The sequence below is a fragment of the Desulfovibrio sp. JC010 genome (assembly GCF_010470675.1).
Classification (GTDB): domain Bacteria; phylum Desulfobacterota; class Desulfovibrionia; order Desulfovibrionales; family Desulfovibrionaceae; genus Maridesulfovibrio.
In genome coordinates this window covers 1-25,571 of record NZ_VOIQ01000001.1, presented here as the reverse complement: position 1 = coordinate 25,571, position 25,571 = coordinate 1, and the positions used below count along the sequence as shown (strand labels likewise).

At 51.2% G+C, this 25,571-nt stretch carries 19 protein-coding genes; 12 read left to right on the top strand and 7 right to left on the bottom strand.

Annotated elements, in window-relative coordinates; all coding sequences use genetic code 11:
* From FMR86_RS00095 to FMR86_RS00080, 4 genes are read right to left on the bottom strand one after another with little or no spacing between them, the layout of a single operon-like run.
* Complete coding sequence (locus tag FMR86_RS00095) at positions 1–2,493, bottom strand: ATP-binding protein (RefSeq protein ID WP_239057098.1); 2,493 nt, start codon at positions 2,491–2,493, stop codon at positions 1–3.
* 2 nt (positions 2,494–2,495) lie between these two features.
* On the bottom strand, positions 2,496–3,734 hold the full coding sequence (locus tag FMR86_RS00090) for an ABC transporter substrate-binding protein (protein WP_163349038.1): 1,239 nt from the start codon (positions 3,732–3,734) through the stop codon (positions 2,496–2,498).
* 24 nt (positions 3,735–3,758) lie between these two features.
* A complete protein-coding gene (locus tag FMR86_RS00085; RefSeq protein WP_163349037.1) occupies positions 3,759–5,525 on the bottom strand; it encodes an HD-GYP domain-containing protein in 1,767 nt (588 codons plus the stop codon).
* Between the two features lie 10 nt (positions 5,526–5,535).
* Complete coding sequence (locus FMR86_RS00080) at positions 5,536–5,922, bottom strand: response regulator transcription factor (RefSeq protein ID WP_163349036.1); 387 nt, start codon at positions 5,920–5,922, stop codon at positions 5,536–5,538.
* A gap of 248 nt (positions 5,923–6,170) precedes the next feature.
* On the opposite strand from FMR86_RS00080, the gene FMR86_RS00075 reads away from it, so the two are divergent.
* From FMR86_RS00075 to FMR86_RS00060, 4 genes are read left to right on the top strand one after another with little or no spacing between them, the layout of a single operon-like run.
* The gene (locus FMR86_RS00075) at positions 6,171–7,244 is read left to right on the top strand and encodes a hypothetical protein (protein WP_163349035.1); all 1,074 of its coding nucleotides are present in this window, start codon (positions 6,171–6,173) and stop codon (positions 7,242–7,244) included.
* A 3-nt stretch (positions 7,245–7,247) separates the two neighbouring features.
* A complete protein-coding gene (locus FMR86_RS00070; protein WP_163349034.1) occupies positions 7,248–8,453 on the top strand; it encodes an ABC transporter substrate-binding protein in 1,206 nt (401 codons plus the stop codon).
* Positions 8,450–10,477, top strand: coding sequence for an ATP-binding protein (locus FMR86_RS00065; protein ID WP_163349033.1), 2,028 nt, complete (start codon positions 8,450–8,452; stop codon positions 10,475–10,477). The genes FMR86_RS00070 and FMR86_RS00065 overlap by 4 nt, the downstream gene beginning before the upstream one ends.
* A 50-nt stretch (positions 10,478–10,527) precedes the next feature.
* On the top strand, positions 10,528–11,241 hold the full coding sequence (locus FMR86_RS00060) for a response regulator (protein WP_163349032.1): 714 nt from the start codon (positions 10,528–10,530) through the stop codon (positions 11,239–11,241).
* A gap of 128 nt (positions 11,242–11,369) precedes the next feature.
* Here FMR86_RS00060 and mltG read toward each other — a convergent pair whose 3' ends face one another.
* The 3 genes from mltG to FMR86_RS00045 all read right to left on the bottom strand — a co-directional run bounded on the left by mltG (position 11,370) and on the right by FMR86_RS00045 (position 16,460).
* Positions 11,370–12,491 (bottom strand): endolytic transglycosylase MltG, encoded by a 1,122-nt coding sequence (gene mltG, locus FMR86_RS00055; protein WP_239057097.1) that lies wholly within the window; start codon positions 12,489–12,491, stop codon positions 11,370–11,372.
* Positions 12,413–12,820, bottom strand: a complete 408-nt coding sequence (gene ruvX, locus FMR86_RS00050; protein ID WP_163349031.1) for a Holliday junction resolvase RuvX — start codon at positions 12,818–12,820, stop codon at positions 12,413–12,415. The genes mltG and ruvX overlap by 79 nt, the downstream gene beginning before the upstream one ends.
* A 97-nt stretch (positions 12,821–12,917) precedes the next feature.
* Positions 12,918–16,460 carry an FAD-binding and (Fe-S)-binding domain-containing protein gene (locus FMR86_RS00045; RefSeq protein WP_163349030.1) on the bottom strand — a complete coding sequence of 1,181 codons (3,543 nt, stop codon included), beginning with the start codon at positions 16,458–16,460 and terminating at the stop codon, positions 12,918–12,920.
* Between the two features lie 251 nt (positions 16,461–16,711).
* Between FMR86_RS00045 and FMR86_RS00040 the strand changes: the two genes are divergently transcribed.
* The 8 genes from FMR86_RS00040 (at position 16,712) to FMR86_RS00005 (ending at position 25,419) form a co-directional block, all read left to right on the top strand.
* Positions 16,712–17,851 (top strand): alanine--glyoxylate aminotransferase family protein, encoded by a 1,140-nt coding sequence (locus FMR86_RS00040; RefSeq protein ID WP_163349029.1) that lies wholly within the window; start codon positions 16,712–16,714, stop codon positions 17,849–17,851.
* A 358-nt stretch (positions 17,852–18,209) separates the two neighbouring features.
* Positions 18,210–18,803, top strand: coding sequence for a TetR/AcrR family transcriptional regulator (locus FMR86_RS00035; RefSeq protein ID WP_163349028.1), 594 nt, complete (start codon positions 18,210–18,212; stop codon positions 18,801–18,803).
* A gap of 13 nt (positions 18,804–18,816) precedes the next feature.
* Entirely contained in the window at positions 18,817–20,952 is a 2,136-nt protein-coding gene (locus FMR86_RS00030; RefSeq protein ID WP_163349027.1) for a SulP family inorganic anion transporter, read from the top strand.
* A 12-nt stretch (positions 20,953–20,964) separates the two neighbouring features.
* Positions 20,965–22,179: a response regulator gene (locus FMR86_RS00025; RefSeq protein ID WP_163349026.1), complete on the top strand. Its 1,215-nt coding sequence runs from the start codon at positions 20,965–20,967 to the stop codon at positions 22,177–22,179.
* Between the two features lie 24 nt (positions 22,180–22,203).
* Positions 22,204–23,946, top strand: a complete 1,743-nt coding sequence (locus tag FMR86_RS00020) for a PAS domain-containing sensor histidine kinase (RefSeq protein ID WP_163349025.1) — start codon at positions 22,204–22,206, stop codon at positions 23,944–23,946.
* A 1-nt stretch (position 23,947) separates the two neighbouring features.
* Positions 23,948–24,301: a response regulator transcription factor gene (locus tag FMR86_RS00015; RefSeq protein WP_163349024.1), complete on the top strand. Its 354-nt coding sequence runs from the start codon at positions 23,948–23,950 to the stop codon at positions 24,299–24,301.
* 23 nt (positions 24,302–24,324) lie between these two features.
* The gene (locus FMR86_RS00010) at positions 24,325–24,954 is read left to right on the top strand and encodes a HAMP domain-containing histidine kinase (protein ID WP_163349023.1); all 630 of its coding nucleotides are present in this window, start codon (positions 24,325–24,327) and stop codon (positions 24,952–24,954) included.
* 36 nt (positions 24,955–24,990) lie between these two features.
* The gene (locus FMR86_RS00005; RefSeq protein ID WP_163349022.1) at positions 24,991–25,419 is read left to right on the top strand and encodes a response regulator; all 429 of its coding nucleotides are present in this window, start codon (positions 24,991–24,993) and stop codon (positions 25,417–25,419) included.
* Positions 25,420–25,571 lie beyond the last annotated feature (152 nt).

Genomic DNA, 25,571 nt, shown 5'->3' with positions numbered 1-25,571 from the left:
TCAGCTTTCCGGTAAAATAACAATCTGTACGTCAGGGGTTTGTGAAAGGCGGTCCAGATCAAGGTTGCTGCTCAGTTCAGCAGTGATAAAAATGGTGCCCTTAAAACCGGAAGACACACGGGTCCAGAGGTCTGAGGGCGGGCAGTAATTGATTTTGCCCGGACAGATTACCAGCAGGTTTTCCGTTGGCGGTTCATTTTCCTTGCCCAGCACCATGCACGGATCAGACATGATCAGATCTTCCTGCAGCAGTCCGTGGATGGTTTCCACCAGCCGTTTTTCGTCGATGGGTTTGATCAGGGCTGCGTCTCCCCCGGCCTGTTGACCTTCTGCCAGAGCACTGATGACGATGACCGGGATATGCCGTGTTGAGGGGTCCTGACGCAGGGCGGCAATGGCCTGATCCCCGTTCATTATGGGCATCTTCAGGTCCATGGTGATCAGTTGCGGCATGCGGGTTTTGGCGGTGTCCACTGCTTCCTGACCGTTGGTAACCGTGATGATCCGGTAGCCTTCTTCTTCCAGAACCTGTGAGAGGAATTCGTTCAGGGCCGGGTCATCGTCAGCTACCATGATCAGCGGACTGTTGGAGCTTCCGGGGGTAGGCTGCCTGTGTACTGCTTTGGGGACTGATGCCGGAACCGGGATTTCCTGATCCGGGGTGTCGATTGCCAGTGTGAAATGAAAGGAACTTCCGTCGCCGAGCTTGCTGTCCACCCAGATGCGTCCTTTGTGGTGGTCGACAATCTGCTTGCAGATGGGCAGCCCCAGCCCGGTTCCTTTCGGTTTTCCGGTCAGGGTGTCCCCGGCCTGCTTGAATCGTTCGAATATTTTTTTCTGGTCTTCGGGAGAGATACCGCTCCCGGTATCACTGACGCTGACCATGATTTCATCATCGTGAGCGCGGGCTGTGCAGGTGATGGAGCCGGAATCCGTGAATTTTACGGCATTTGAGATGAGGTTGACCAGAACCTGCATGACCCTGTCCCTGTCTCCGTACATGGTGGGCATGTTTTCATCCACATCCACCATCATTTCCAGGTTCTGCGGTTTCCAGAGCGGGGTAGTCGTCTGGATTGAAGTGTCGATTACCTCCGTAATGTCGATGGGGACCTTTTTCCAGTCAATTTTACCGGATTCCATCTTGGCGATGTCGAGCACATCGTTGATAAGTTCAGTCAGCCGCTGGCCTTCGGAAACAATGATGCCGATGTTGTCCTGCACCTGATTGATGGCCCGTTCGGTTTTTTTGTCGGGTGCTTCACAGATGGGGAAAACCGACTTTTCAAGCTTCTTCTTGATGATTTTTGCAAATCCCAGAATAGAAGTCATGGGTGTGCGCAGCTCATGGGAAACTGTGGAGATGAAGTCCGTCTTCAGGTTATCCACTTCTTTTTCATAAGTGATATCGCGGACAAGGATTACCACACCAAGGCATACTTTTATGCCGTCATTGTCATCAAGTTTGTGGATTGGGGTGGCTACTGCCTTGCCTGTCTTGCGGCCGGGCAGGTGTATCTCTGCGGAAAAAACTTCGTGTTCACTCCCTTTGACCAGTTCGAAGAGGTTGGTCATTTCTTCGGGAAAGAAATTGGTCAGCTGTTTGTCCCTGATTTCATCTTCAGTCACCCCGAACAACTCTCCAAGGGCGGGGTTGGTCACGGATATCTTACCGTTGATATCCACAACCAGCAGTCCGTCCGCAAGGTTGTCCATGATGACTTCCATATAGGTCAGGGTGTCCTGCAGTTCACTGGTGGCGTTGTTCACCGCCCGTTCCAGACCGGAAATGAGGGTGGTTAATTCATCGGCCATATTTTTCATGGTTCCGGCCAGCAGCCCGATTTCGTCTTTGGATGTAATTTCGATATCGGCGGTGAAATCATGGTCGGATAATTTCTTGGCGTATTCAGTAAGCTGGTTGAGCGGTTCGGAAATGCGTTTAACCATCATATACAAAATGAAAACGCTGCCCCAGAAAATGAAGAACATGACAATCTGCAGCTTGGCAATGGCTGCCCAGACATATTTATTAATAATTCCTTTATCCATGCCTACATGAACGTACCCGGCCATCCCGGCCAGAATCGGTTTGGTTATGTCGATGACATCCCCGGTTCCGGGAACCTCCAGTTCACGGATGGAAATGGTTTTGGGATGGATGCTGGTTCCGCCCAGTATCTCAGGAACTTCAGGCACGAAAGTATGCGAAACAATATCTCCGTTGGAATCCTGAACGTAAACGTAGGCTGCCCCGTCGCTGTCCTTGAACTGGTCGATCATAGACTGAATGGTGGAGGCATCCCTGTTGAGCAGGATTTCCACGCTGGAACTGGCTATGCTGCTGGCAATGGCTTTACCCTTGCTTATATATTCGTTCACCATGTGGTCGTGCAGGGTCAAGGCCGAGACAAGAGACATTGAAGTTGAAATTACACCGAAGAGGACGAAGTTCAGAAGCAGGGTCTTCTGGAAAATTTTAGACATTCTCATCTTCATTTGCTCCACCTCTTCCAGTCTTTAAGAGGGACGAATTTACCGTCCGAAACAGTTGAATAATAGACTTCGTCAAGGCCCTGATGCTTGCCGCGTCCGAAGTTCACATCGGTCCCGATTCCAATGTCCAGATTACGGATGGACAGGGTTGCAGCGTAAATATTGCCCTGATACTGGGGCAGGGTCACCCGTTCCAGAATGCGGGCCATGACCTTGGCATTAAGGTACCCTTCAAAGCTGGTGAAGCTGTACTTCTGGAGCTGGTAATCTTTGCCGAACCCTTCCGGAGGCGGTGGGTTTTCCGCCATGAGTTCCCGGTATTCCCGGACAGCGGTCAGGCTGGTATCCTCGTAGCTGGGTACTGTCTGGGAGTTGATAAGGCTCTCGGTATAATCCTTGCCTGTTTTCTTGCCCAGCCCGGTCAGCAGTCCGAGCATGTTCTCACTGCCCACAAAAGATAGGTTGCAGATGGGCACGTCTATTCCGGCATCACGGGTATCGCGGATAAAAGCAGCGCAGGCTTCATAAGCCCCTACAGCGATAATGGCGTCCGGCCTGCCTCTGTTTATGATTTCCACCTGTTCTTTCATGGATTCTCTGAATGAGCTGCCTCGTCTGTAGGTGGCTTCAGCAACAATGCTTAAATCCTTTTCAGTCAGGGCCTTGCGGATTCCGTCCCAGCCGGATCTGCCGTAGGCGTCAGCCTGATAGAATACGGCAATGCGCTGGCGTCCGATCATATAAAGATTATGGACCAGACCCCATGTTTCCTGCCGGTAGGAAGCCCGCAGGTTGAAAACATATTCTTCATAGGGAAATTCGCGTTGCGGCTGGGCTCCGGTGAAGGGGAAGAAAAGATATTCCGGTTCCTGCGAATTGAAATGCTTGATGACCGGGAGCACGCGGGTGACAGTCGGTGTGCCTACATAGTTGAAAAGGCAGTCCACCCCGTCTTTTTCAATCAGCTTGATGGTATTGCGGATGGCCGGTTCGGGGTTGTAGCCGTCATCCATGTATTTGATGACCACCTTACGGCCATTTATGCCGCCTTGCTGGTTGATGCGGTCAAAATATGCCTTTGAACCCCGGTAAAGCTCAATCCCCAATCCTTTACTGGGACCGGTAAAGGCTGCTGACATTCCGAGCAGGAAAGGTCTGTTTTCTTGGGCTGCAGCCGGAGAGCAGAACAGCGTGATTGAGAGCAGGAACATAACGAGCAGTGAGAAGACTTTGTTCATACCGTAAATTCCCAGAGCAAAAAATTAATTCATACTACCGCGAGGTATCTTGCAGAATCTAGTTGATACCGGGCGGTCAAGGTCGATTGATTCCGCCCCGTTTTCAATTTCGGAAATATTATTAATGAACAGGTCCACCAGTGTGCTGTCCAGCTTGCCTTCCCCGGCTTCAAGGGCGAGTATTTTTAAAGCCCTTTCCTGCGGTGTGGCCGGTTTGTAGTGGCGTTCCTGAGTGATGGCGTCATAGATATCCACAATGGCCAGAATTCGGCTTTGGATGAGAATTTCATCGCCGGCAAGACCTTCGGGATACCCGGAACCGTCCAGTCTTTCATGGTGCTGGCCGATGATGGTCAGCAACTGGGACAGGTCGTCCTGAAAGGGAATGTGTTCAAGTATTCTTTTGCTTTCTGCGGGGTGTCGTTCGATTTCCATGCGTTCTTCTGCGGTCAGGTTCCCGCGCCGCACGGTCAGGCATTCCCTTTCATCTGGATGAAGCATGTGGATGGTGGAGCCGTTGACCTTGAATTTCATGGAGCTCATGGAATCCACAAAATCAAGGTCATCCTGTGCCGGACTGAGTGAGGAGTTGATCTGCTTGATCCGTTTGTAATCGTCTTCCCATTCGTGCATATGGTGGATGCCGAAGAGTTTTAAACGCATGCCGATGACATCAACCATGGATTTGGGCAGCCGTGTTTTCTTGGTCAGCACTTCTTCCTTGATGCCGATCTTGCCGATGTCATGGAGAATTCCGGAATAGAATATCTCGCGCAGCTGTTCATCCGTGAAATCTATATGCTTGAATTTTTCATTGTCCTGTGAAATCTGCCGTGCAAACGAAACCGCAAGGTGGGCGACACGCTCGGAATGCCCGGCGGTAAACGGGTCCCGGGCATCGATTGCTTCGGCCAGTGCTTTGAGCAGGGCGTCCATCAGCACCCGGATGGATTCGAAGTTGTAGGCATTGCTGATGGAGATTCCGGCCACCGAGGAAAGCGTACTTACGTGTTTGAGATGGGCGGCGTTGAAAGCATTCATTCCGGGAGAGGTCAGCACAAGGACTCCCTCACAGACATTGGGCGAGGGAATGGGCATAATCAGCATGGAGCGGATATTGCCGGAAAGTTTATCCCGGCAGCGGTCATCTTTACTTACGTCGTTTATGATCTCACCGCGCAGGCTGGCTATAATATCTTTGAAAAGAGTGCATTCAACAAGGTTTTCCAGCTCGTCTGCCGAGAAATTGCCGAAGCTGTCAAAGATGGTGAACCCTTCTTCCTCCGGCAGGTAGACAGCACCCATTTCAGCGGGCAGGGCGGAGGTTTTGCATTCGTTGGTCAGGGCGGTGATCACATCTTTCAGCCGCAATGAATTATTCAGCTCCACAATGGAACGGTGCAGCAGGGCCAGTTCCCGGTATTTGGAAAGGGTCTCTTCGCCGATCAGCCTTCTGGCTGTTTCGGATTCAATGTAGTTTGAGATGGAAAAGGCGGTGAATTCCAGAACAGATTTTATATGGTTCAGTTCCGGTTCGCAAAGTTTGTCGCGGTTCTGGATGAACGCGCCGAGGCATAGATTATCACCGGAAGGGTTTTTTACCGGACTGAGGATGGTTTCTTCAAAGGAGTGGCAGATCGGTTCAGCACAGAAAATAGGGGTGCCGTCAATATAGACGCAGAGCACAGAATTTTCAGGAAGCAACGGCAGGGCTTTACCCAGAAACGCTCTCAGCTTCTTGGGTTTAATGATTCTTTTTAACCGTGTTTCCGGATTCAGTCCTGTGTTCATGGGGATAACATCAGTCCTCAATGTTCAGAATTGATTTGGCTACCTCAAGAATCTCGTCCGGGTCGAATGGTTTGGTCATGTAGCGTTCGGCACCCAGCTCAAGGCCGTGTTTGCGGTCGGCTTCCTGACCTTTGGCAGTGAGAAGGATGATATTAACATTGGAAAGATTCGAATCTTCACGCACAGCCTGACAGACTTCATAGCCGTTCATGTAAGGCATCATGATGTCGAGAAAAACCAGTTCCGGGCGTTCCTCGCGGATCGTATCGAGCCCTTCTTCTCCGTTTTCAGCTGTCAGCAGCTCAACATCATAGTCGTCTTCCAGTTCTTCCAGAGTCTGCTCTAGAAGCATCCTGATGTGTACTTCATCGTCCACAACTAGAATCTTACCGGCCATGCGCCCCCCTCTTTGTTGCCAAATTGTGATCATATTTACATATTGTTTTCAAACTCGGCAAGGGGTAGGTTCAGGAAAATAAAAATTAATTAATTTTGCTTAAATGTAGTGTATACTGTTATCAATAGTAAGGAAATGCTCACTTAATGCAGTGGTGACCTTTTGTAAGAATTAATATATTTTGAACTGTAAATGTGTGTCGTTAAAGGAATGAAAGAACTTTTAATTTCCGTAACAGATTTTATTTTATGATACAGTCCAAGGTTGATTCAAGATTCCTGGGAACCATTCAGGATACTTTTCACGGCCTGCCGCCTATGCCGGATGAGGTCAGGACCTTTTTTATGGTCCTGTCGGCGGTGGTTCTGGTGCTTCTTTTTGCTTACTGGTTGCGTAAATACGGGGTTAAAAAATTTCTTTCTGTTTTATTGAAAAAAACACCCTGGGGCGTAGACGCCGAGGAAGGTGAAGGAAAGCCTGAAAAAGGAAGCGCACGGGTATCGCGAAATGCAGCTCCGGGCAACGGGGTATGGAAAGTCACAAGCGATGAAGACATTCTTAATAAGCTGGTCATGAGCCGGGCCCAGGTGGATGTTCTGGTGGAACGGTCCGGGCAGCGTTCTCTGGCGGCGGTTGTTAACGCCGCCGGGGTGGAGAGTCTTGACGTGGTTGTGACTTTCAAGGATCTGGTCAGCGAAGACCTTCTCGCGCCCGGCGCACAGGTTAAATGTATTTTCCCCGAGATGATGCGGGACAAGAAAAAGGTCAATGCCTTTGTCGGACAGGTGAAAAGCAAGTCCGAAGAAAAAGGCATGGTCATTACCCGTCGTTCTTCTTTCGGTTTTATCAAGCGCAGGGTTTTTGCCCGGCGCAAGGTTGCGGACCAGCGTTACATCAAGGTCAAGATCTGGCGTCTTGAGGCTGAAGATTACGATGTTGATTATATACTCGACAGTTCTGAGCCGGACGTACTTATCGACAACCGTAAATTCAAGACTCCCAACCCCTCAGCCGAGCAGGTCCTTGATATTTCCAAAGGCGGCATCGCCTTGACTGCAGTAGTTCGGGAGGGGGGAAATGCTATCTCCCGCAATGACAAGGTGATTCTGTGTATGCTGATCTACCAGCCGAAACGTCAAACTTTTCAGCCGCACCTGATTTATGCTGAAGTACGGGCAGCGAAGGCCATGGGCCGGGGGATGACCCGTTTGAGTTTTCAGTTTTTGCGCAGTCTGAAGATTCCGCCCCGGAAACGGAGTTCCCTCTTTAAGGGGCAGGCGGTTATGGCCATGAGTCTGGCCCATCCTGAACACGAAAATTAGGTTATGAAAAAGATACTATTACTGGTTTTATTTCTGTTGTTCATTGCCTGCGAGCGCACTGTTTCAATTGAGGTTGAGGAAAGTGAGAATGCGGGAATTCTCCCGGATAAAGTGGTGTTCGGGGCCTCGCTGGCCCTCGAAGGGCATGCCAGTTATCTGGGAACCCAGACCCTGCACGGAGCATTGGCCTACCTGAAACATATCAATGCCAACGGCGGGGTCCACGGACGCACGGTGGAAGTAATTGCCTATGACGATTCCTATGATCCGCCCAAATGTCTGATCAACACTCAGAAGCTGATCATCGAGGACAAGATTTTCGCTTTGTTCTGCTATGTGGGAACCCCGACAACTGTTGAGGTCCTTCCGCTGGTGGAAGATGCGCGTATCCCTCTGCTGGGCATGTTTACCGGGGCCGATGCCCTGCGCAAGCCGTTCAACCGCTATGTCATTAATATCCGTCCTTCCTATTATCAGGAAACCCGTGAGGCCGTGCGCCACATGGTGGAAGATCTCGGAATTACAAAGATTGCCGTATTCTACCAGTATGACGCCTTTGGATTTGACGGTCTGACCGGGACCGAACTGGCCCTGAAAGAGTATGATCTTGAGCCGGTGGCAAGGGGGTCCTACACCCGTGGTTCCCTTGATGTGGATGAGGGAGTTGAGCGGATCAAATATTCCGGGGCCGAAGCGGTTTTCATGATCGGGACCAGCGGACCATGTATCAAATTCATGAACCGGCTGCATACGGAAGGAGTCAGTCCGGCCTACTACACTGTATCATTCATGGGCGCACGTGAATTTGCCCGCAATCTCAAGTCCGAAAATGAACTGGTCATCATGTCGCAGGTGGTGCCGCCCTTTGCCGATGACCGTGATCTTTCCAGCTCAGAGGCAGCAAGTTACATCCGGCTGCTCAAAGAATATTATCCACAGGATACCCCCAGCCTTGTAGGATTGGAAGGGTTCTTCAATGCCCGTATTCTGGTGGAAGGTTTGAAGCGCAGCGGGCGTGAACTCAGCCGGGAAGCTTTCATCAAAGCCATTGAGTCCATGAACAAATATGAGATAGCTCCGGGGATTACCGTTTCCTACGGAAACAGAGATCATCAGGGCATGGATAAAGTTTATTTTACCCGTTTCAAGAATGGCAGATTCGAGCTCATCAGAGATTGGGCGGAACTGAAGAAGGGGGCTTTGAAATGAGATTTTTTTCAAAGCAGGAGCTTGTGGAACGTTTTTCCGGGCTGACCCTCAAAAACAAGATATTTTTTTCCACCCTTGGGGTTATCCTGATCATCAGTGCCATCATTGCTTTACTGGCCCGCTGGATACTGGTTTCCTCCCTGACCAAGGAACTGGAGTTGCGCGGGGTGGCCATTGCCTATTCAATTGCCGAGCGTGGGGGCGGATACATTCTCGATAAGGATTATCCCAAACTGCTCAGCCTTGCTTTTGAAGAAGCCAAGCTGCGTGAACGGCAGCACCTGATCACCTACATCTATATTCTTGGGAAAGACGGAGAGGTGCTTTGCCATACCTTTACCAAGCCTTTTCCCAAGGGACTAGATCTTGCCAACCCCATCAAGGAAGGGGAGATCAAGTCTGTCCGGCGTATTGATCTGGGCAAAACTTCCGCTTACGACATTGCCGTTCCTATCAAAGAGGGGCTTTACCGCATCGGCACGGTCCATGTGGGACTGAACAAGATTCATATCGATCAGCTGGTCTCAACGCTCAGGTTTACCTTTCTCGGTTTTATTTCTTTTGTGGTGGTCATCATTTTTGTAATCAGCCACCGTCTGGCGAAGTACATCACCCAGCCGGTGAGTACCCTGACCCGTGTTTCCGATGAACTTTCGCGGGGTAATTTTGATTTCAGCCTCGATCTGCTCACCGGGGGCACGGACTGGAATGCTTCCAATTGCCCGGCCTATTACAATACGGATTTTCCCTGCTGGCATTTTGATCTATCCACTTACGGGGACAATCGCGATGTGGACGGTCAGGCCAATCTGCAGCAGTGCCGCGATTGCCATTTTTACTACAAGCGTGAAGGCGACGAGGTGGTTCAGCTGGCGGACAGTTTCCGCAATATGGTCTGGTCCATCAAGCTTTACCGTCGTAAGCTGCGCGAGTCTGAAGAAAAGTATAAATCCCTGTTCGACAGCGGGCCGGACCCGGTGCTGGTTGTTTCCTGTGATGACTTTACCATCATCGATGCCAACCCGCGGGTGACTGAGCTTTACGGCTACTCACGCAAAGAGCTGATCGGGGAGGATTTCCTGCGGCTCGGGCCGGAAGCAAACGAGGAATGCATCACCGCTTTTGCAGAGTACGGCGGGCCTTCCGGCTGCATCTACTATCCCAAGATCATTCATTACCGGAAGGGCGGCAGCCCTGTGTATGTTAACATGCATGCCTGCCCCATCACTTACCGGAGTCAGCCGTCCATGATTGTGGCGGTCAACGATGTTACCGAGATCATTGAAAAGGATGCCCAGCTGGTGCAGGCAGCTAAGATGAAATCTTTGGGTGAAATGTCCGCCGGGGTGGCCCACGAGGTCAATCAGCCGCTCAATGCCATTAAGATGGGCAGTGAATATCTCGCGCTTATGGCCGAGCAGGGACGTGACCTTCCCGCCGCCCAGCTTGAGGAAGTCGCCAAAGAGGTCAGCAATCAGGTGGACCGTGCAGCCGAGATTATCAGTGCCTTGCGTGCTTTCGGCCGCAAGTCCGGTTTCAAGACCGACAAGGTGGACATCAATGCTCCGGTGAACGGGGTCCTGCGGCTGGTTACCAAGCAGTTTGAGCTGCAGAATATATTCATCCGCCTGAATCTCGGTGAAGGGCTTCCCAAGGTGGTTGCCGAGGATAACCGTTTGCAGCAGGTTTTCTTTAATCTGGTCAACAATGCCCGTGACGCTATTGCCGAGAAACGGGATAATCTCGGAGTGGACAGCGAGGATTTTATCAACATAGATACTTATGAAAATGGAGAGCTTGTCTGTGTCCGGGTTTCCGATACCGGGGCGGGCATAACTGATGAAGTGCGCAATAAAATTTTTGAGCCTTTTTTCAGTACCAAAGAGGTAGGATATGGCATGGGCTTGGGCCTTGCCATCACCTATGGCATAGTAAGAGACTACAAGGGCAGCATTGATATTGAAAGCGAACCCGGAAAGGGAACTTCTTTCATAATATCTTTTCCCGCTGCCCCGGTGGAATAAATTATAATTAAGTTTTAACTTGAAATAGACAGGATATTCAGGGGTTGGGCGTGAGCAAAATTCTTGTAATTGATGATGAAAAAGCGACCTTGAGCATGTTCCAGATGCTGCTGAAAGCATACGGACACGAGGTGCTGACAGCAGAGAACGGCGAAGCCGGGATCAGCCTTTTTGATACGGAAAAACCCGATCTGGTCATGACCGATATTAAGATGCCCGGCATGGACGGACTTCAGGTGCTTGGAAAAATTAAGTCCATTTCTCCGGATTCCGAGGTGATCGTCATCACCGGACACGGTGACATGGAGCTTGCCATCAAGGCTCTCAACCTCGATGCCACCGACTTCCTCAATAAGCCGGTCAAGCGCGAGGAGCTTGAAAAAGCCCTCAAACTTTCCGCGGACAGGATTGAATTTGCCCGCAGCAGGCAGAAGGATATCGTCCTGACCCTTGAAGATGACCTCGCGGTGATCAATGTCAGCGGTAACCTGACTTCCAAGTCAGAAGGATTATTGCTGGACGTTTTTGACGAGGCCCTAGCCACAGCCAAGGGTAATTTCCTGCTTGTCTTCGAAGAAAAATCCTCCATCAACGGTGCAGCCATGGATTCTCTCTTCAAGCTGGTGGAAAAGGCCCGTACCCGCGGCTGCGGCATCCACATCGCCGGGCTGTCCGAGAATTTCCGCTCCGTGCTCGATTCCATGGGCATCACCCAGATGGCTTCGCTGTATGAGACTGAAGCGGAGGCGCGGGGGAGTCTATAAGATGCCTCCGGCGGCTTAAACCCTTTTGCAAAAGGGTTTAAGAATCCCAAAAACTTTTAATTTTTTTCAACTAAAAACGGACCAGAATCATGCTATTCTGGTCCGTTTTTTTGTGAGATTTGTATGGACTAATTATACGACCGATACGTCTTCCGATTCCGCCGCAGCTGATACTTCTTCACAGCAGCATTATGCTCCTTCAGCGACTTACTGAAATAGTGTGAGCCGTCGCCCTTGGCTACGAAATAGAGGTAGCTGTGCTTTTCCGGGGTGATGGCAGCCCTTAGCGAGTCGAGGCCCGGTGAGCAGATGGGGCCGGGGGGTAATCCCCGGTGCTGGTAGGAATTGTAGGGGTTGGATTTGTCGGTCAGGTGTTTTTTGCGCAGGTTGCCGTCAAAGGTCTCGCCCAGACCGTAGATGATGGTCGGGTCGCATTGCAGCAGGTAGCCTTTTTCAAGGCGGTTGGCGAATACCCCGGCAATGGTGCGCCGCTCGCTTACATCCCCGGTTTCTTTTTCCACGAGAGAAGCAAGGATTACGGTATCATGGATTTCTTTTGGAGAAGGGAGTTTACCGTCCCAAGCCTTGTTTGCAGCCTTGCGGAATTCTTTGAGCATGGTTTCTACCATGACTTTTCCGGTCTCATTCTTGGGCCGGGTCAGCAGATATGTTTCCGGGAAAAGATACCCTTCGGCATTCTTGGCCGGGATTTTATATTTTGCCAGCAGGGCCGGATCGGATACCGCCTGCTTGAATAATGCGTAGTCGGTCAGCCCGGATTTGTCCGCTTTATCAGCTGTGGCCCACCATGTGAGTCCCTCACGCACGGAAAACTTATGCATGATGCCGGATGAGGAAGTGATGGTCTCAAGCACCTGCGGGGCGGTCATGTTGGAGTAGAGCCTGAATTCTCCGGCCCGCACTTTTGATGCCATGTCCTGTGCCTGTGCGTATTCGCGGAACTGCTTAACGTCGGTGATCAGCCCGGCCTTGGCAAGGTCGGAAGCTACGGTCCACAGGGGCTGGCCCGGTTCAACGGTAAAAAGAATCTCGCGCCCTTCCAGTTCCGGGGGAACGTTAAGGAAGGTCCAGTTGCGGTACAGGAACCATCCTGCCACCAGCATGAGAGCCATGCACCCGAAGGCGATGGTCGGCATGACATAGCGCAGGACTATGCTCGGGCGAGCCACGTTTCCAGAATTATTTTCGCTGCCTGACTGTCCAGATTCTTCTTTCTTTTCCGGTCCCAAAGTCCGGCCTCCTTCATTTCATCTTCAGCTGCAATTGAGCTTAGTCTTTCATCAACAAGATGGATGGGCAGGTCTACCCTGCGCTCCAGCGAGGCCGCAAAATTACGCACCTGCCGGGTGGTCAAAGTATCTTCCCCGTCCAGAGATAAGGGAAGGCCGATGACGATGTCACCGACCTTCTCATTTTCTATAATTTCAAGCAACTCCGAGAACATGGCGTCGCGGGTGGTGCGTTCCATTACTTTGTACGGAAAAGCGAAAACTTTATCCGGATCAGTAATGGCTAACCCAACACGCTTAGTCCCGAAGTCAATACCGAGAGCTTTCATATAAATCACAAATTAAAACTATTAAAAGTTTTTGGGATTCTTAAACCCTTTTTTCAAAAAGGGTTTAAGGCCCCCGGCAGGGGCGCCGAAGGCATACTTATATCAAAACAAGTTCATCCTGACGGACAGCGCGTTCGAGTTCTTTTTTGAAATCTTTGCGCCATTTGGGTCCGCCGATGAGTTCCGCGAGGTATTCCACGGTGTGGAGTACGCGGTTCTGTTTCTTGAGATTCTGCATGTTGCGTTTGATACCCACTTTGCAGGACGGGCAGCCGACCAGTACCGGAGTGGTCTTGTCGTGTCCCTGAAGATCGGCCTTGAGCTGTCCGCCTTTGCGGTCGCGCAGCTTGTTGTAGATTTCAGGGCTGGTGACGGAACCGAGACCGGATTCACCGCAGCAGCCGGGGGAGAGTGTTACCTCGGAACCGATCATATCTGCAACAGCTTTGCGGTACATTTCCGGGGCTTTGTTCTTTTTCACGTCTGTCCATTCGGTATGGCAGGAGGCATGGTAAATAACTTCCTGCGCACCGCTCAGGGTGTTGAAATTGAGATTGCCGGGATTCAGCAGCAGATATTGCACGGCATCACTGCGCTTGAGTTCGTAGCCCAGTTCTCTGAATTCGTAGGACTCAAGGGATTCGCGGCAGGTTCCGCAGGCGGTGATGAGAGTGGAAACCTTCATGCCCGCGATGGAAGCCTTGGCGATGCGATACTGAATATCGCTGATATTGCGGTGGCGGTTGGTGTTGTATGCCTCAACGCAACCGCTGGCCAGCAGCGGGTAGCCGCAGCAGAGATGCTTGGCGGGCATAGCAACGTTCACGCCGGATTTGAGCAGCAGATACAGGGTCGCCATACCGATGTCCTTGGAGAACAGGGATGCGCCGCAACCGGGGAAGTAGTAAACACTGTCCGGTGCCGGGGTGTTCTGCAGGAACATGGAACCCTTATCGAGCTGGATGGTCTCGGAAAGGTTCTTGAAGTCCATGGGCGGAGTCTTGCTGGAAATCATGGGCGATTCAATGCGCCTGCGCCAGTGGCCGGGAACAAGCCCAATGGCCTTTGATTGCAGCCCTGCGGACAGGGACAGGAACTTGGCGGCTTTGGGCAGCCTGCTTTGCGGGTCCTTGGCTACAAAACCGAGCACGGCGTTTTTGATGGGATGCCCTCCGGTTCCCTTGTATTCAAGGAAAGAGCGGATCTGCAGAGCGGCTCCGGCGGAGTCGATCTTGATGGGGCATACTGAAGTACAGCGTCCGCAGGCGGTGCAGTGCTCCATGATCTTGCGCAGCTTGGTCATCAGGTGCGGAGAAGGTTCACCGCGCTGGACCTGTGAATAGTAGATGGCCTCGATGAGCGCGCCGAGCGCAATGTTCTTATTGCGCGGGTGGTACATGAGTCCCTGCTCCGGGAAATACATGGGGCAGACCTGCTTGCATTTACCGCAACGGGTGCAGGTCTGGATGTTCTGGAGCAGCTCCATCAGATGTTCCTTATCCTTAATGGCAGTCTTGTTCAGGTCGTTGATAAGCCTGTTGAACGAGAATGTGTAGGCGGGAGAAGGAAGATTCCTGCGGGTCAGCTTGCCGGGGTTGAGGATGTTCAGCGGGTCCACTTTGAGCTTGTATGCTTTGATGGCCTCGATTTTTTCCTCGGAAAGGTAATCGATCTTGGTGATGCCGATACCGTGCTCGCCGGAGACTTCGCCTTTGAGTTCAAGAACTTTCTTGAATACATCGTCCACTGCTTCGTGAGCACTGTGCAGCATTTCCGGGTCGTTGGAGTTGACCGGGATGTTTACATGGCAGTTGCCGTCACCGGCATGCATGTGGTTGGCGATGATGATGCGCTGTTCCTTGAGCTTTTTGAGAATCTTGTTGATCCTGGAATCCAGCTTGGGGAATTCATCGCGCAGTTCCTGAAAGAGATAGTGGACCTGTCCTTCCAGTTCCTGATCACTCATGTCCTTGCCGGTAATCTTGCCTTTGAGGATGTTGGTGGTCCGCTCAAGGGCCAGTTCAACTTTTGGTTCCTCAATGGGGAAACCATGCAATTCCTTGATGGAGAGCAGGGAGCGGCGGTAGATTTTTGCAAGGTAGATCAGGTTCAGGTCTTCAAGGAAGTCTGAGAAGTCCGGGATTACTTCAAGGGGGATAACGATATCTTCGTTGACCTTGAAGCCGGAAGTGCGTTTCGCGATTGCGGAAAGTTTGTGGCGGTCTTCCCAGAAGAGCTCTGCTTCTTTTTCATCGCGGGCTGCGAAAATATCCACATTGTCGTAGGGCTGGGCAATGGAAATGATGGTGTCCACCGCGCTCTGCAATGCGGCCTCATCCTGCGAGTCGAGCTGCAGGATGAGTACGGAAATGGGGTCGCCTTCGTATTTTTCGGATTTTTTTACATACTTGATGGCCTGTACGTATTTGGGTCCGAATTCTTCCAGCGCGGATATTTTTACAAGGTCGCCTTCATCGCGGATGGTATCGCGCAGGGCAACGACATCCTTGATGACCAGCATGGCGTCGCGCATGGAACGTCCGAAGAACTCAAGACAGAGCACACGGGAATTGGCCTGCTTGGGGTAAAGGGCGAAACAGCATTCAGTGATGATGCCGTCGACCCCTTCCTTCTGTACGCCGGGCAGTCCGCCGAGATATTTGTTGGTGACATCTTTGCCGAGTCCCTTGGTGCGGATTTCTTCGGCTGTGAGCTCGATGGTATCGATCAAACGGTCTTTGGAATCATAGATTTCAAAGGTCGCGTTCTCATCGGCAAAAATCTTGTGTCCGGGATGTCCTTTGCGGCGCACTTCAATGAGTTCGCCCTTGGGCATGACCATCTTGTAGCTGATGATGTTGTCGATGGTGCAGCCGTATTCAAAAGCAAAAGGACCGCCGGAGTTTTCGGAGATATTGCCGCCCAGTGAAGATCCGGCCTTGGAAGCCGGGTCTACGGTGAAGAGCACGCCTTTTTTGTCCGCAGCCTTGATGGCGTCAAGGGTGATGACCCCGGCCTGTGCGCAGAGGGTCATGGAGTCGGTATCCACGCTGAGGATTTTCTTGAAGCGGGCAAGGGAAAGCACGGCAGTGCGGTCAAGGGCCGGGATTGCGCCCCCGGTTGCTCCGGTTCCGCCGCCGCGCGGGATCAGGCCGAACTGCATTTCATTGGCAAGGCGCACGATGGCCCGGACCTGTTCGGTATCTTCAGGAAAGAGCACCGCGATGGGCAGTTCGATACGCAGGTCGGTAGCGTCGGTTGCGGACTGTACCACAGTGTGCGGATCAAGTCCGATACAGTGCTCGGGCAGGATCTCTTTCATCTTTTCGATAAAGCGATCCTTGAATTCCTTGTCCGCATCCTGTTTGAGCCAGAAATTTTCCACGGAGCGGGTCAAACGCTGCGGATATTCGCCGGAAAGGGTAGGGCGGGCAAGGGTCAGGGTGCGCGATACTGATTTACGGACCAGTTCGGGATCGATGAACGGGTTGTAACGCACAAGGAAAAGCTCTGCCGCAATGGATTCCGCAAGGGTGCGAACATCTTCGGGCCAGCCTTTAAATTCAAAGGGATCAAGGCCGAGTACCCGTTGCAGCAGGGCTTCGGCGGGAATGGAAATATGGGGACCTAACTGAGGCATAATTATCTTACCGTGAATAGTTTTTGTTTGTCTTGTAGGTGGGACATCTTCATATGAAGAGAGGAGGGAATATAATGGTCGCTGGAACGATTGTAAAGGGCTGTGAGCGCATAAAGCTTGACATAGTAGGCTATCTGAATGATTATTTTTTCCTTCATATTTCTCATATTTGATTGTTTCTTGAAAAACATTTCGAAATTCGCAATAGCGACCTCAATTATTAATAAATTTGGAAAAGAGAGGGTCTAATAATGATCGGTGACGATTTTGCAGAACTTCAACTTTTTATCACCGGCCCCATCCTTCTGCGCGAGGAAGTGCGTAAGGCCGGGCTTCTTCCTGAATTCGGGCACCGGGATGCTGAGAATCCCAAGCGGTTCGAACCGATTATGCGCAATCTAAAGGCTATTGCCGGAGATCCTGACGGGTATACCCCGGTCATTTTTAATGGTTCCGGCACCAATGTGCTTGAAGCCTCAATTCGCTCCCTTGTTGCGGATTCCGATAAGGTGCTCAATGTTTCCGTGGGCGCATTCGGTGATCTTTACCACAAGCTAGCGGTTCTCAACGGCAAGAATGCGGTACAGCTGAAATTTCCTTACGGAAGTGCTATCGATCTGGAAAAACTGGAGGAAGCACTCAAGGGACACAAGCCTAATCTGGTAACTTTCACCCATAATGAGACTTCCACCGGGGTCATCAATGATGTGGTTGCGATTTGCGAAATGATCCGCGCCCATGGTGCCCAGCCGATCATTGATGCGGTTTCCATTTTCGGCGGTGCACTTACATTAATAAATGAGTGTAAACCGCTCATGTACTGCACATCTACGCAGAAATCATTGGGGCTGCCTGCCGGGTACGGTATAGGTTTTGTCAGCGAGGAGGCTTTGGCTAAAGCTGAGACTGTTAGCAATCGTGGCTACACCACCGACATCATTGCCCAGTTCGGCAAGGCTAAAATCAACCAGACCCTGACCACGCCCAACGGAACCCTCGCCAACCAGATGTGCGTGCAGCTTGACTATATAGTTAATGATGAGACCGTGGCGGGGCGTTTTAAACGTCACGAGGATATGCGTACTATCGCTCATAAATGGGCCGAAACCATGGACGGCTATGAACTCTTTGCGCAGGAAGGTCACCGCTCCCCCAGCCTGACCACCTTCAAGACACCCTCGCACATGAGCATCGATAAGCTCAAGGAAGTGAAAGAACTCATGCGCGGCCACGGTTACCTTTTTGATCCCGGTTACGGCAAGATCAACAAGGAACTCGAAGAGCAGGGCGAATCCCCCATTTTCCGTGTAGGTCATATGGCCGACATCCAGCCGGAGATGCTGGAAGAGTACCTCAGGGTGCTTGGCGGGGTGCTGAAAGGGTTTAAATAGAGCCTACATATATATAGATGATTGAAAACCCGGTCCCGCGAAAGCAGGGCCGGGCTTTTTTTTTTGAGAAACGAAAGTTTTTTTGTGGTGTACACTCAGTTTTTCTTGATAAAATAAAAAAAATTGTCAGTAAAAACCGAGTGCTAACTCAGTTTTTAAATGAAAATTAAACTATGTGAAAAAAATATCATGGTGTTTTTAGGTGTTTTGGACGTCTAAAAACTATATAAATCAATTAGTTGTGCATATAATTAAGTGGTGTTTGTGAAAAAATGGACGGGTTGACATTGAACCCGGATTCAGATTATTTTCGTTTCCGACTGAGTGCTCAGTCGGTTTTTTGTAGAAAGGAGAACAAATGACCAAGATGTCCAAAAAGAAGGCGGCAATACTGGAGGCTGCCACCATCCTTTTCGCCAATAAAGGATTTGCAGACACTTCCATGCAGGAATTGTCCAAGATGACCGGAGCGGCGGAGGGGACCATCTTTTATCACTTCAAGAACAAGGAGCACCTTTTGCTGACCATCCTTGAGGCAACCAAGGATCGTATACTGGAGGAGTTCGAGGCCCACATGGAGCATCATGAGCCGGGTACCGGGATTGAAGAGATGGAAGAGGTGGTTGCGTTTTACCTCCTTCTGGCCGGACGCATGGAGTATCAGTTTCTTCTTCTGCACCGACATTTCCTGTATCAGTTCGCCGAAAGCCGACCTGAATTCCGGGAAAACCTCGTGGCTATCTATAATTGCCTGGTCATTCTCTTTGAGCAGGCTATCCAAAAGGGGTTGGATGATGGCTCCATCGGCGAGGTCAATCCTCGGAAGACTGCACTCATCATATTCACGATGGTCGATGGTTTAGTGAGATTCAAGAACTTTAATCTCTACGATGCGGGAGCTCTGTTCAATGAGTTGATCGAGTCAATCCGCAGGATGTTGAAACCTAACTAGGGGTGTTTATCTCATGCTTACTAGAATTTTTCCTTTTCTGGGCTGGTTCAAAAAGTACAGCGGCGCGGCTTTCAGAGCGGATATTATTTCCGGTCTGACCGTTGCACTGGTACTTATTCCCCAGTCCATGGCGTATGCGCAGCTGGCGGGCATGCCTGCTTACTACGGTCTTTACGCCTCACTGCTTCCGCCCATGGTAGCGGCACTGTTCGGCTCCAGCCGCCAGCTGGCTACCGGGCCCGTTGCTGTTGTATCCCTTATGACCGCAGCTTCCCTTGAACCTCTGGCAACCGCAGGCAGTGAAGGCTATATCGCCTACGCACTGCTGCTGGCCCTGCTGGTCGGTGTTTTCCAGTTCCTGCTCGGCGTTCTGCGCCTCGGACTGGTTGTTAACTTCCTTTCCCACCCGGTTGTTAACGGCTTCACCAACGCAGCGGCTATCATCATCGCTTCTTCCCAGCTTTCAAAGATGTTCGGCGTCTATGTGGACAAAGCCGAGCTGCATTTTGAAACCATCATGAGGGTTATCAAGGGCGCGATCCACTATACCCATCTACCCACACTGGGTATGGGGGTACTGGCCTTTGCCATTATGGTCGGGCTTAAACGGGTCAACCCCAAGATTCCCAACGTGCTTTGCGCGGTTGTAATTACCACCCTGCTTTCATGGGCCACCGGCTTCAACCATGATACCAAGGTCGATATGGCTCACATTCAGGATCAGCAGGCTCAGACCACGATCGCTGAATTCAACAAAGCCGTCACCGGTATTGAGAATCTGGCAATCAAGCGTACTGAAATTGCTGCTCTTGAAGATAAGGCCAAGGCAGAAAAGAACCAGATCGGCTACTACGATGCCGAACACGATATCGCTGTGGTCAACTATCAGGTCAAGCTGCTCAAACATAAGGCTCACGAGCTTCGCTTTGCCCTTCGCTCCATGCATTTCAGCGGAGTAGAGCAGACTGACGGTTCCATGGCTTTCTATGCGCAGGGTAATGTGCCCAACGGCATGACTGACGATGGTCGCACCTGGCGTATTAAAGTCGGCAACAAAGTGCTCGACACCACCTCCCTGAAAATGATGGGCGGCGGCGCGGTTGTCGGAACCATTCCTTCCGGTTTCCCCGCTATCGCTGTTCCCACCCTCGACTTCAAAGTTATCCTCAAGCTCTTTCCCTTTGCGATTATCATTTCCCTGCTCGGTTTCATGGAAGCGATCTCCATTGCAAAGGCCATGGCTGCAAAAACCGGCCAGAGACTTGACCCCAACCAGGAACTTATCGGTCAGGGCCTTGCAAACATGCTCGGTGCCTGCGGTTCCGCATACCCCGCTTCCGGTTCATTCTCCCGTTCCGCAGTCAACCTGCAGGCCGGTGCTGTAACCGGACTTTCCAGTGTTTTTACTTCCGCCATTGTGGCTGTAACCTTGCTGTTCTTCACTCCGCTGCTCTACCATCTGCCGCAGGCTGTTCTGGCTGCTGTTATCATGATGGCTGTTATCGGGCTGATCAACGCATCCGGTTTCATCCACGCATGGAAGGCCCAGAAATATGACGGAGCTATCTCAATTATCTCATTTATTGCAACTCTGGCCTTTGCACCGCACCTTGATAAGGGTATCATGATCGGTGTGGCCCTTTCGCTTGGCGTATTCCTCTACAAGAGCATGCGTCCCCGTGTTGCTGCCCTGTCCAAGGGTGAAGATGAAGTCCTGCGCGACGCCAGCATCCACGGCCTGCGCGAATGCGACCACATCGCGGTTGTCCGTTTTGACGGTCCCCTGTTCTTCGCAAACGCAAGTTTCCTCGAAGACCAGATCACCGACCGCATCATGGACATGCCCAACCTGAAACACATTATTCTGGTCTGCAGCGGTATCAACGACATTGACGCATCCGGCGAGGAAGCACTCTCCCTGATCGTGGATACCGTAAGAAGCGGTGGCCGTGACATCTCCCTTTCCGGTGTGAATGAGGCGGTAATGGCTGTGCTTGAACGCACCCACCTGCTCGAAAAGATCGGAATGGATCATGTTTATGCCGATACTGAGGACGCTCTCTGCAAGACTCACGCTCTGGCCCACAAGGATGGTGCCGAGTCTGATTGCCCGCTCACAACTTACTGCCGTATCAGCGGTAACGCTTAGTGGAGGTTGTTAATGTCTGATCTGTTTATCTTCAGCGGTCTGTTCTGCCAGGAAGAGGCCATTGTAAAACGTTTGATCGATGATATCGATTTCAAGCTGGTTACCGACAGCGATCTGGTGGCCGATGCCGCCGCTCTCGGCGGGATGAGTGAAAGTGCTGTAAACAAGGCTTTTTCACCCAAGACTTCCATCTTCAATAAATTCAGCCATGAGAAGGAACGCGCCGTATCATGGCTGCGTCTGGCTCTGGCCAAAAAACTTGCTGAAGGTCAGGCTCTGCTTGTCTCCGGTATGGTTACCCAGCTCCTTTCTCAGGAAATCAGCCATGTTCTCAAGGTCTGCATCATTGATGATCTGACCAAGAGAATGGAAACCGCTCGCAACGAGTCCGGTATTTCCGAAGTTGAAGCTGAAAAGGCAATTCAGCAGAGCGATGAAGAGCGTACCGTCTGGGTTCGTGAAGTTGCCGGGAGCAATGATCCCTGGGCTTCCTCCCTCTATGATATGGTCATCCCTGCTGATAAAACCGGGGCGGACGAATCCGTGGCCCTGATCAAGGAACAGCTGAACAACGCCGCAGTAGAAGTTACCGAAGCTTCCAAGCAGGCTGTGCAGGATTTTCTGCTCGCCGCCAGCGTTGAAACTGAGTTGGTTTCCAAAGGACATAACGTTACCGTTAAAGCGGCAAGCGGCAATGTCACCCTCTCCATCAATAAGAAAGTGCTCATGGTCGAGCGTCTTGAAAAAGACCTGCGTGAAATCGCCGAACCCATCGAAGGCGTTAAGAGCGTGGAAGTGGCTTTCGGTAAGGACTTCTATGAAGCGGACATCTACCGCCGCATGGATTTCGAACTGCCTTCCCGTGTGCTGCTGGTTGACGATGAGCGTGAATTCGTTAAAACCCTGTCTGAACGACTCCTGCTGCGCGATCTCGGTTCCGCAGTGGTTTACGACGGTGAATCCGCACTTGACGTGGTACAGGATGACGAGCCCGAAGTAATGATCCTCGACCTCAAGATGCCCGGCATCGACGGTATCGAGGTTCTTCGCCGGGTTAAGTCCGACCGTCCCAGCATCGAAGTCATTATCCTGACCGGTCACGGTTCCGACGACGACCGCAAGACCTGTATGGATCTCGGCGCGTTCGCTTACCTGAACAAGCCTGTGGATATTGATGTGCTCAGTAAAACCCTTAAGGATGCTTACGCCAAGGCGCGTAACTCTTAACCGATAAACTCTCCGGGGCAGGTCATGAACATAAAGGGAATATTTAAACCGGAATTCTGGGATGCGGACACTCAGTCCGCAGGACCGTACAAGCAGCTGTTTGACTACAAGCGAATCTGGCAGCTTTGTTTCGGAATCCTTGTGGCGGTTTCCCTTGTTCCCATCCTGATCATGGCCTCCATTGACTTCAGCGTCACCCGGAGTGCGATCATATCTGAGAATACCCTTGAGGCGGCAAGGACCACGTCCAACACCCGCCGCTCGGTATCCTACTTTCTGGAGGAGCGGAAATCAGCATTACAGCTGCTGGTTGAACTGCATGATTTCCGCTCCTTCGATGATCGCAAAAAGCTATCCGGGATGCTGGAATCCCTGAAGAACAGCTTCGGCGGATTTGTTGATCTGGGCGTTATTAATAATGAAGGCAGACAGGTTGCCTACGTCGGCCCGTACAAACTTGAAGGCCGCGAGTATGCCGGACAGGACTGGTTCAAGCAGACCGTGGAAAAGGGCATCTATATCAGTGAAGTCTTTCTGGGCTTCCGCGACAGCCCGCACCTTGTTATTGCGGTCAAGCATATGCTTGATGAGAAAAAGAATCGCTTCAAAATCCTGCGCGCCACACTGGATACCACTCAGTTCAACGGTATTCTTACTTCCCTTGATCTTTCAGAGGGTGAAGATGCTTTTCTCGTCAACCGGGAAGGAGTGCTCCAGACTCCGTCCAAATGGAACGGGAAGATTTTTTCCAAAGTCGGTTTTGAGCTTCCGGAAAAATCCTTCCGCACCAAAGTTAAAGAAATTTCCTATCGCAAAGGCGAACCGGTCATGCTCGGCTACGCCTATGTCGAACATACACCTTTTGTGCTGCTCTACGTGAAGACTGAAGCTGAATTCATGGGCGGCTGGCAGAGTTCTCGCGATACAGTGACATGGTTCACAATCGTCAGTGTTGCCTTGATCATTTTAGTTATGTGGGCAGTGGCATCCTATCTTGTGGAGCGTATTTACATTGCGGACATGACCCGCTCCAAGGCTTTGCAGCAGATGGAGCACCATAACCGTATGGCTTCCATCGGACGTCTTGCCGCCGGGGTGGCTCATGAAATCAACAACCCGCTGGCCATCATCAACGAGAAGGCCGGGTTGCTTAAGGACCTGTTCACCTTTAGCAAGGCCTACGAGGCGGATGACCGTCTGCTGGGATTGGTGGATTCCGTTATCGGTTCAGTGGAGCGTTGCGGACGTATCACCAAGCGACTGCTGGGATTTTCCCGTCAGACAGACATGGAGTTCCGTCCGGTCTATCCGCGCAAGGTCATTGACACCGTGCTGAGTTTTCTGAACAAGGAAGCCGAGTACCGCTGTATTGATGTCAGCGTTGATGTTGACGATAAAATTTTTGAAGTGGTCACCGATCGCGGCAAGCTGGAACAGGTGCTCTTGAACCTGATCAACAACGCCTTTCAGGCCATGAAGGACGGTGGGGCCTTGCAGGTCAAAGTTGTTCGCTGCGATAACGGATTGGTTCATTTTTCGGTAAAGGATAACGGATGCGGAATTCCGGCGGCTGATCTCAAAAGGATTTTTGAGCCGTTTTACTCAACCAAGAAACAGGCGGGCGGAACAGGACTGGGTTTGTCCATCACTTACGGTCTGGTGCAGGACCTCGGTGGTGAGATGAGAGTGCAGAGTGAGTTGGGGAAAGGCACTGAGTTCAGTTTTTCACTGCCCAAGGTTCCCGATATGAGTGGGGAGAGTCGTTAGTATGAAGATTTTATTGGTAGATGATGAGTCCGAGCTGGTTTCAGCTCTTGCTGAGAGGCTTTCCTTTCGCGGGTTCGATGCCGAGTGGGTCTGCTCCGGAGCGGAGGCCATAGAAAAGGTAAAAGAGAACGAGTACGACCTCGCGGTTCTGGATGTGAAAATGCCGCGTATGTCCGGTCTGGAGTTGCGGGCCGAACTGGAAAAGGTTCGTGCAGGCATGAAATACATTTTTCTTTCCGGGCACGGTTCGGAAGATGACTACAACGCGGGCGCGGCCAGGGCCGAGTGCTATCTGGTCAAACCTGTGAAGATTGAAGAGCTGGTGGAAAAAATTAATCTGGCTCTGGGCTTGTAAATAACATCCATAAGGAGAAGCGCATGGGATCAACTATACCAAAAGACCGTGACGGACTCGAATTTTTCGGGCAGATAAGCGCGGCTATTTCCCATGATCTCAAAAATGTTCTGGCAATCATCAATGAAGATGCCGGCTTATTGCAGGATTTTTCATTAATGGCTGCGCAGGGCATGGAACTGGATCCGGCACGGCTGGTCAAGCTGGCTGAGAAGATTCAGGGGCAGGTCAAGCGGGGGGACGGAATCATCAAGAACATGAATCGGTTCGCCCACAGTGTGGACCTGCCGGTGTGTGAAGTTGATTACCGCGAACTTTGCGCGCTGGTTATTTCATTGCTGACCCGCATGGCTTCACGCAAATGCGTGACGGTCAGCCTCAAGGACGGCGAACAGGCCAAGGGCAAGGGTGACCCCTTTACCACCCAGATGCTCATCGCCAAAGGACTTGAGTATGCCATGGACAGTGCCGGGAAAGATGGTGAACTCGGCATTGATGTAGCTTCCGCTGATGGCGGATGCATGATGAATGTTTCAGGCTTGAATGCTCCTTTGCCTGAAGACGCATTGGCCGAACTGGAATCAATTGCTGATAAAGCGGGTGCTGAAGTTGCCGTAGACCCGCAGGTAAACATATTAAATTTTAAGTTTTAATTACTTTAAACTGCATCATGCAGGTGGAGAAGAAAGATGGCAGAAAAAGTACTTCTGGTTGATGATGAAAAGGAATTTGTTGAAGGTCTGGCAGAACGCATGGAACTTCGCGGCATGAACGTAACCGCATGCACCAATCCTCAGGATGCCCTCGACAAAGTAGACGCCGAAGGATTCGACGCAATCGTGCTCGATCTCCAGATGCCCGGAATTGACGGTATCGAAGCACTCAAGCATATCAGGAAGTCACGTCCGGAAATGCAGGTAATCCTGCTCAGCGGTCACGCCACCGTTGAAAAAGGCATCGAAGCCATGAAGCTCGGCGCAATGGATTTCGTTGAGAAGCCCGCCGACATCAACGTGCTGACCGATAAGATCAAAAAAGCACAGGCCAAGAAAATGATCCTCGTGGAAGAAAAGACCGAGGAAAAAGTTAAGGATATCCTCAGCCATAAGGGCTGGTAGGAATTTGCCTAGTACGTCTTGATTGACGTTGTTTAACCAATTAAACAGTTGTAATTTTGCATGGCAGACCGATTTTGCCTTGGTTTTTTAAGACCGTGCCGGAGCTTGGGTCGTCATGCTTTGTTCTTCTAACCCGAACCGTTGCTTGGGAT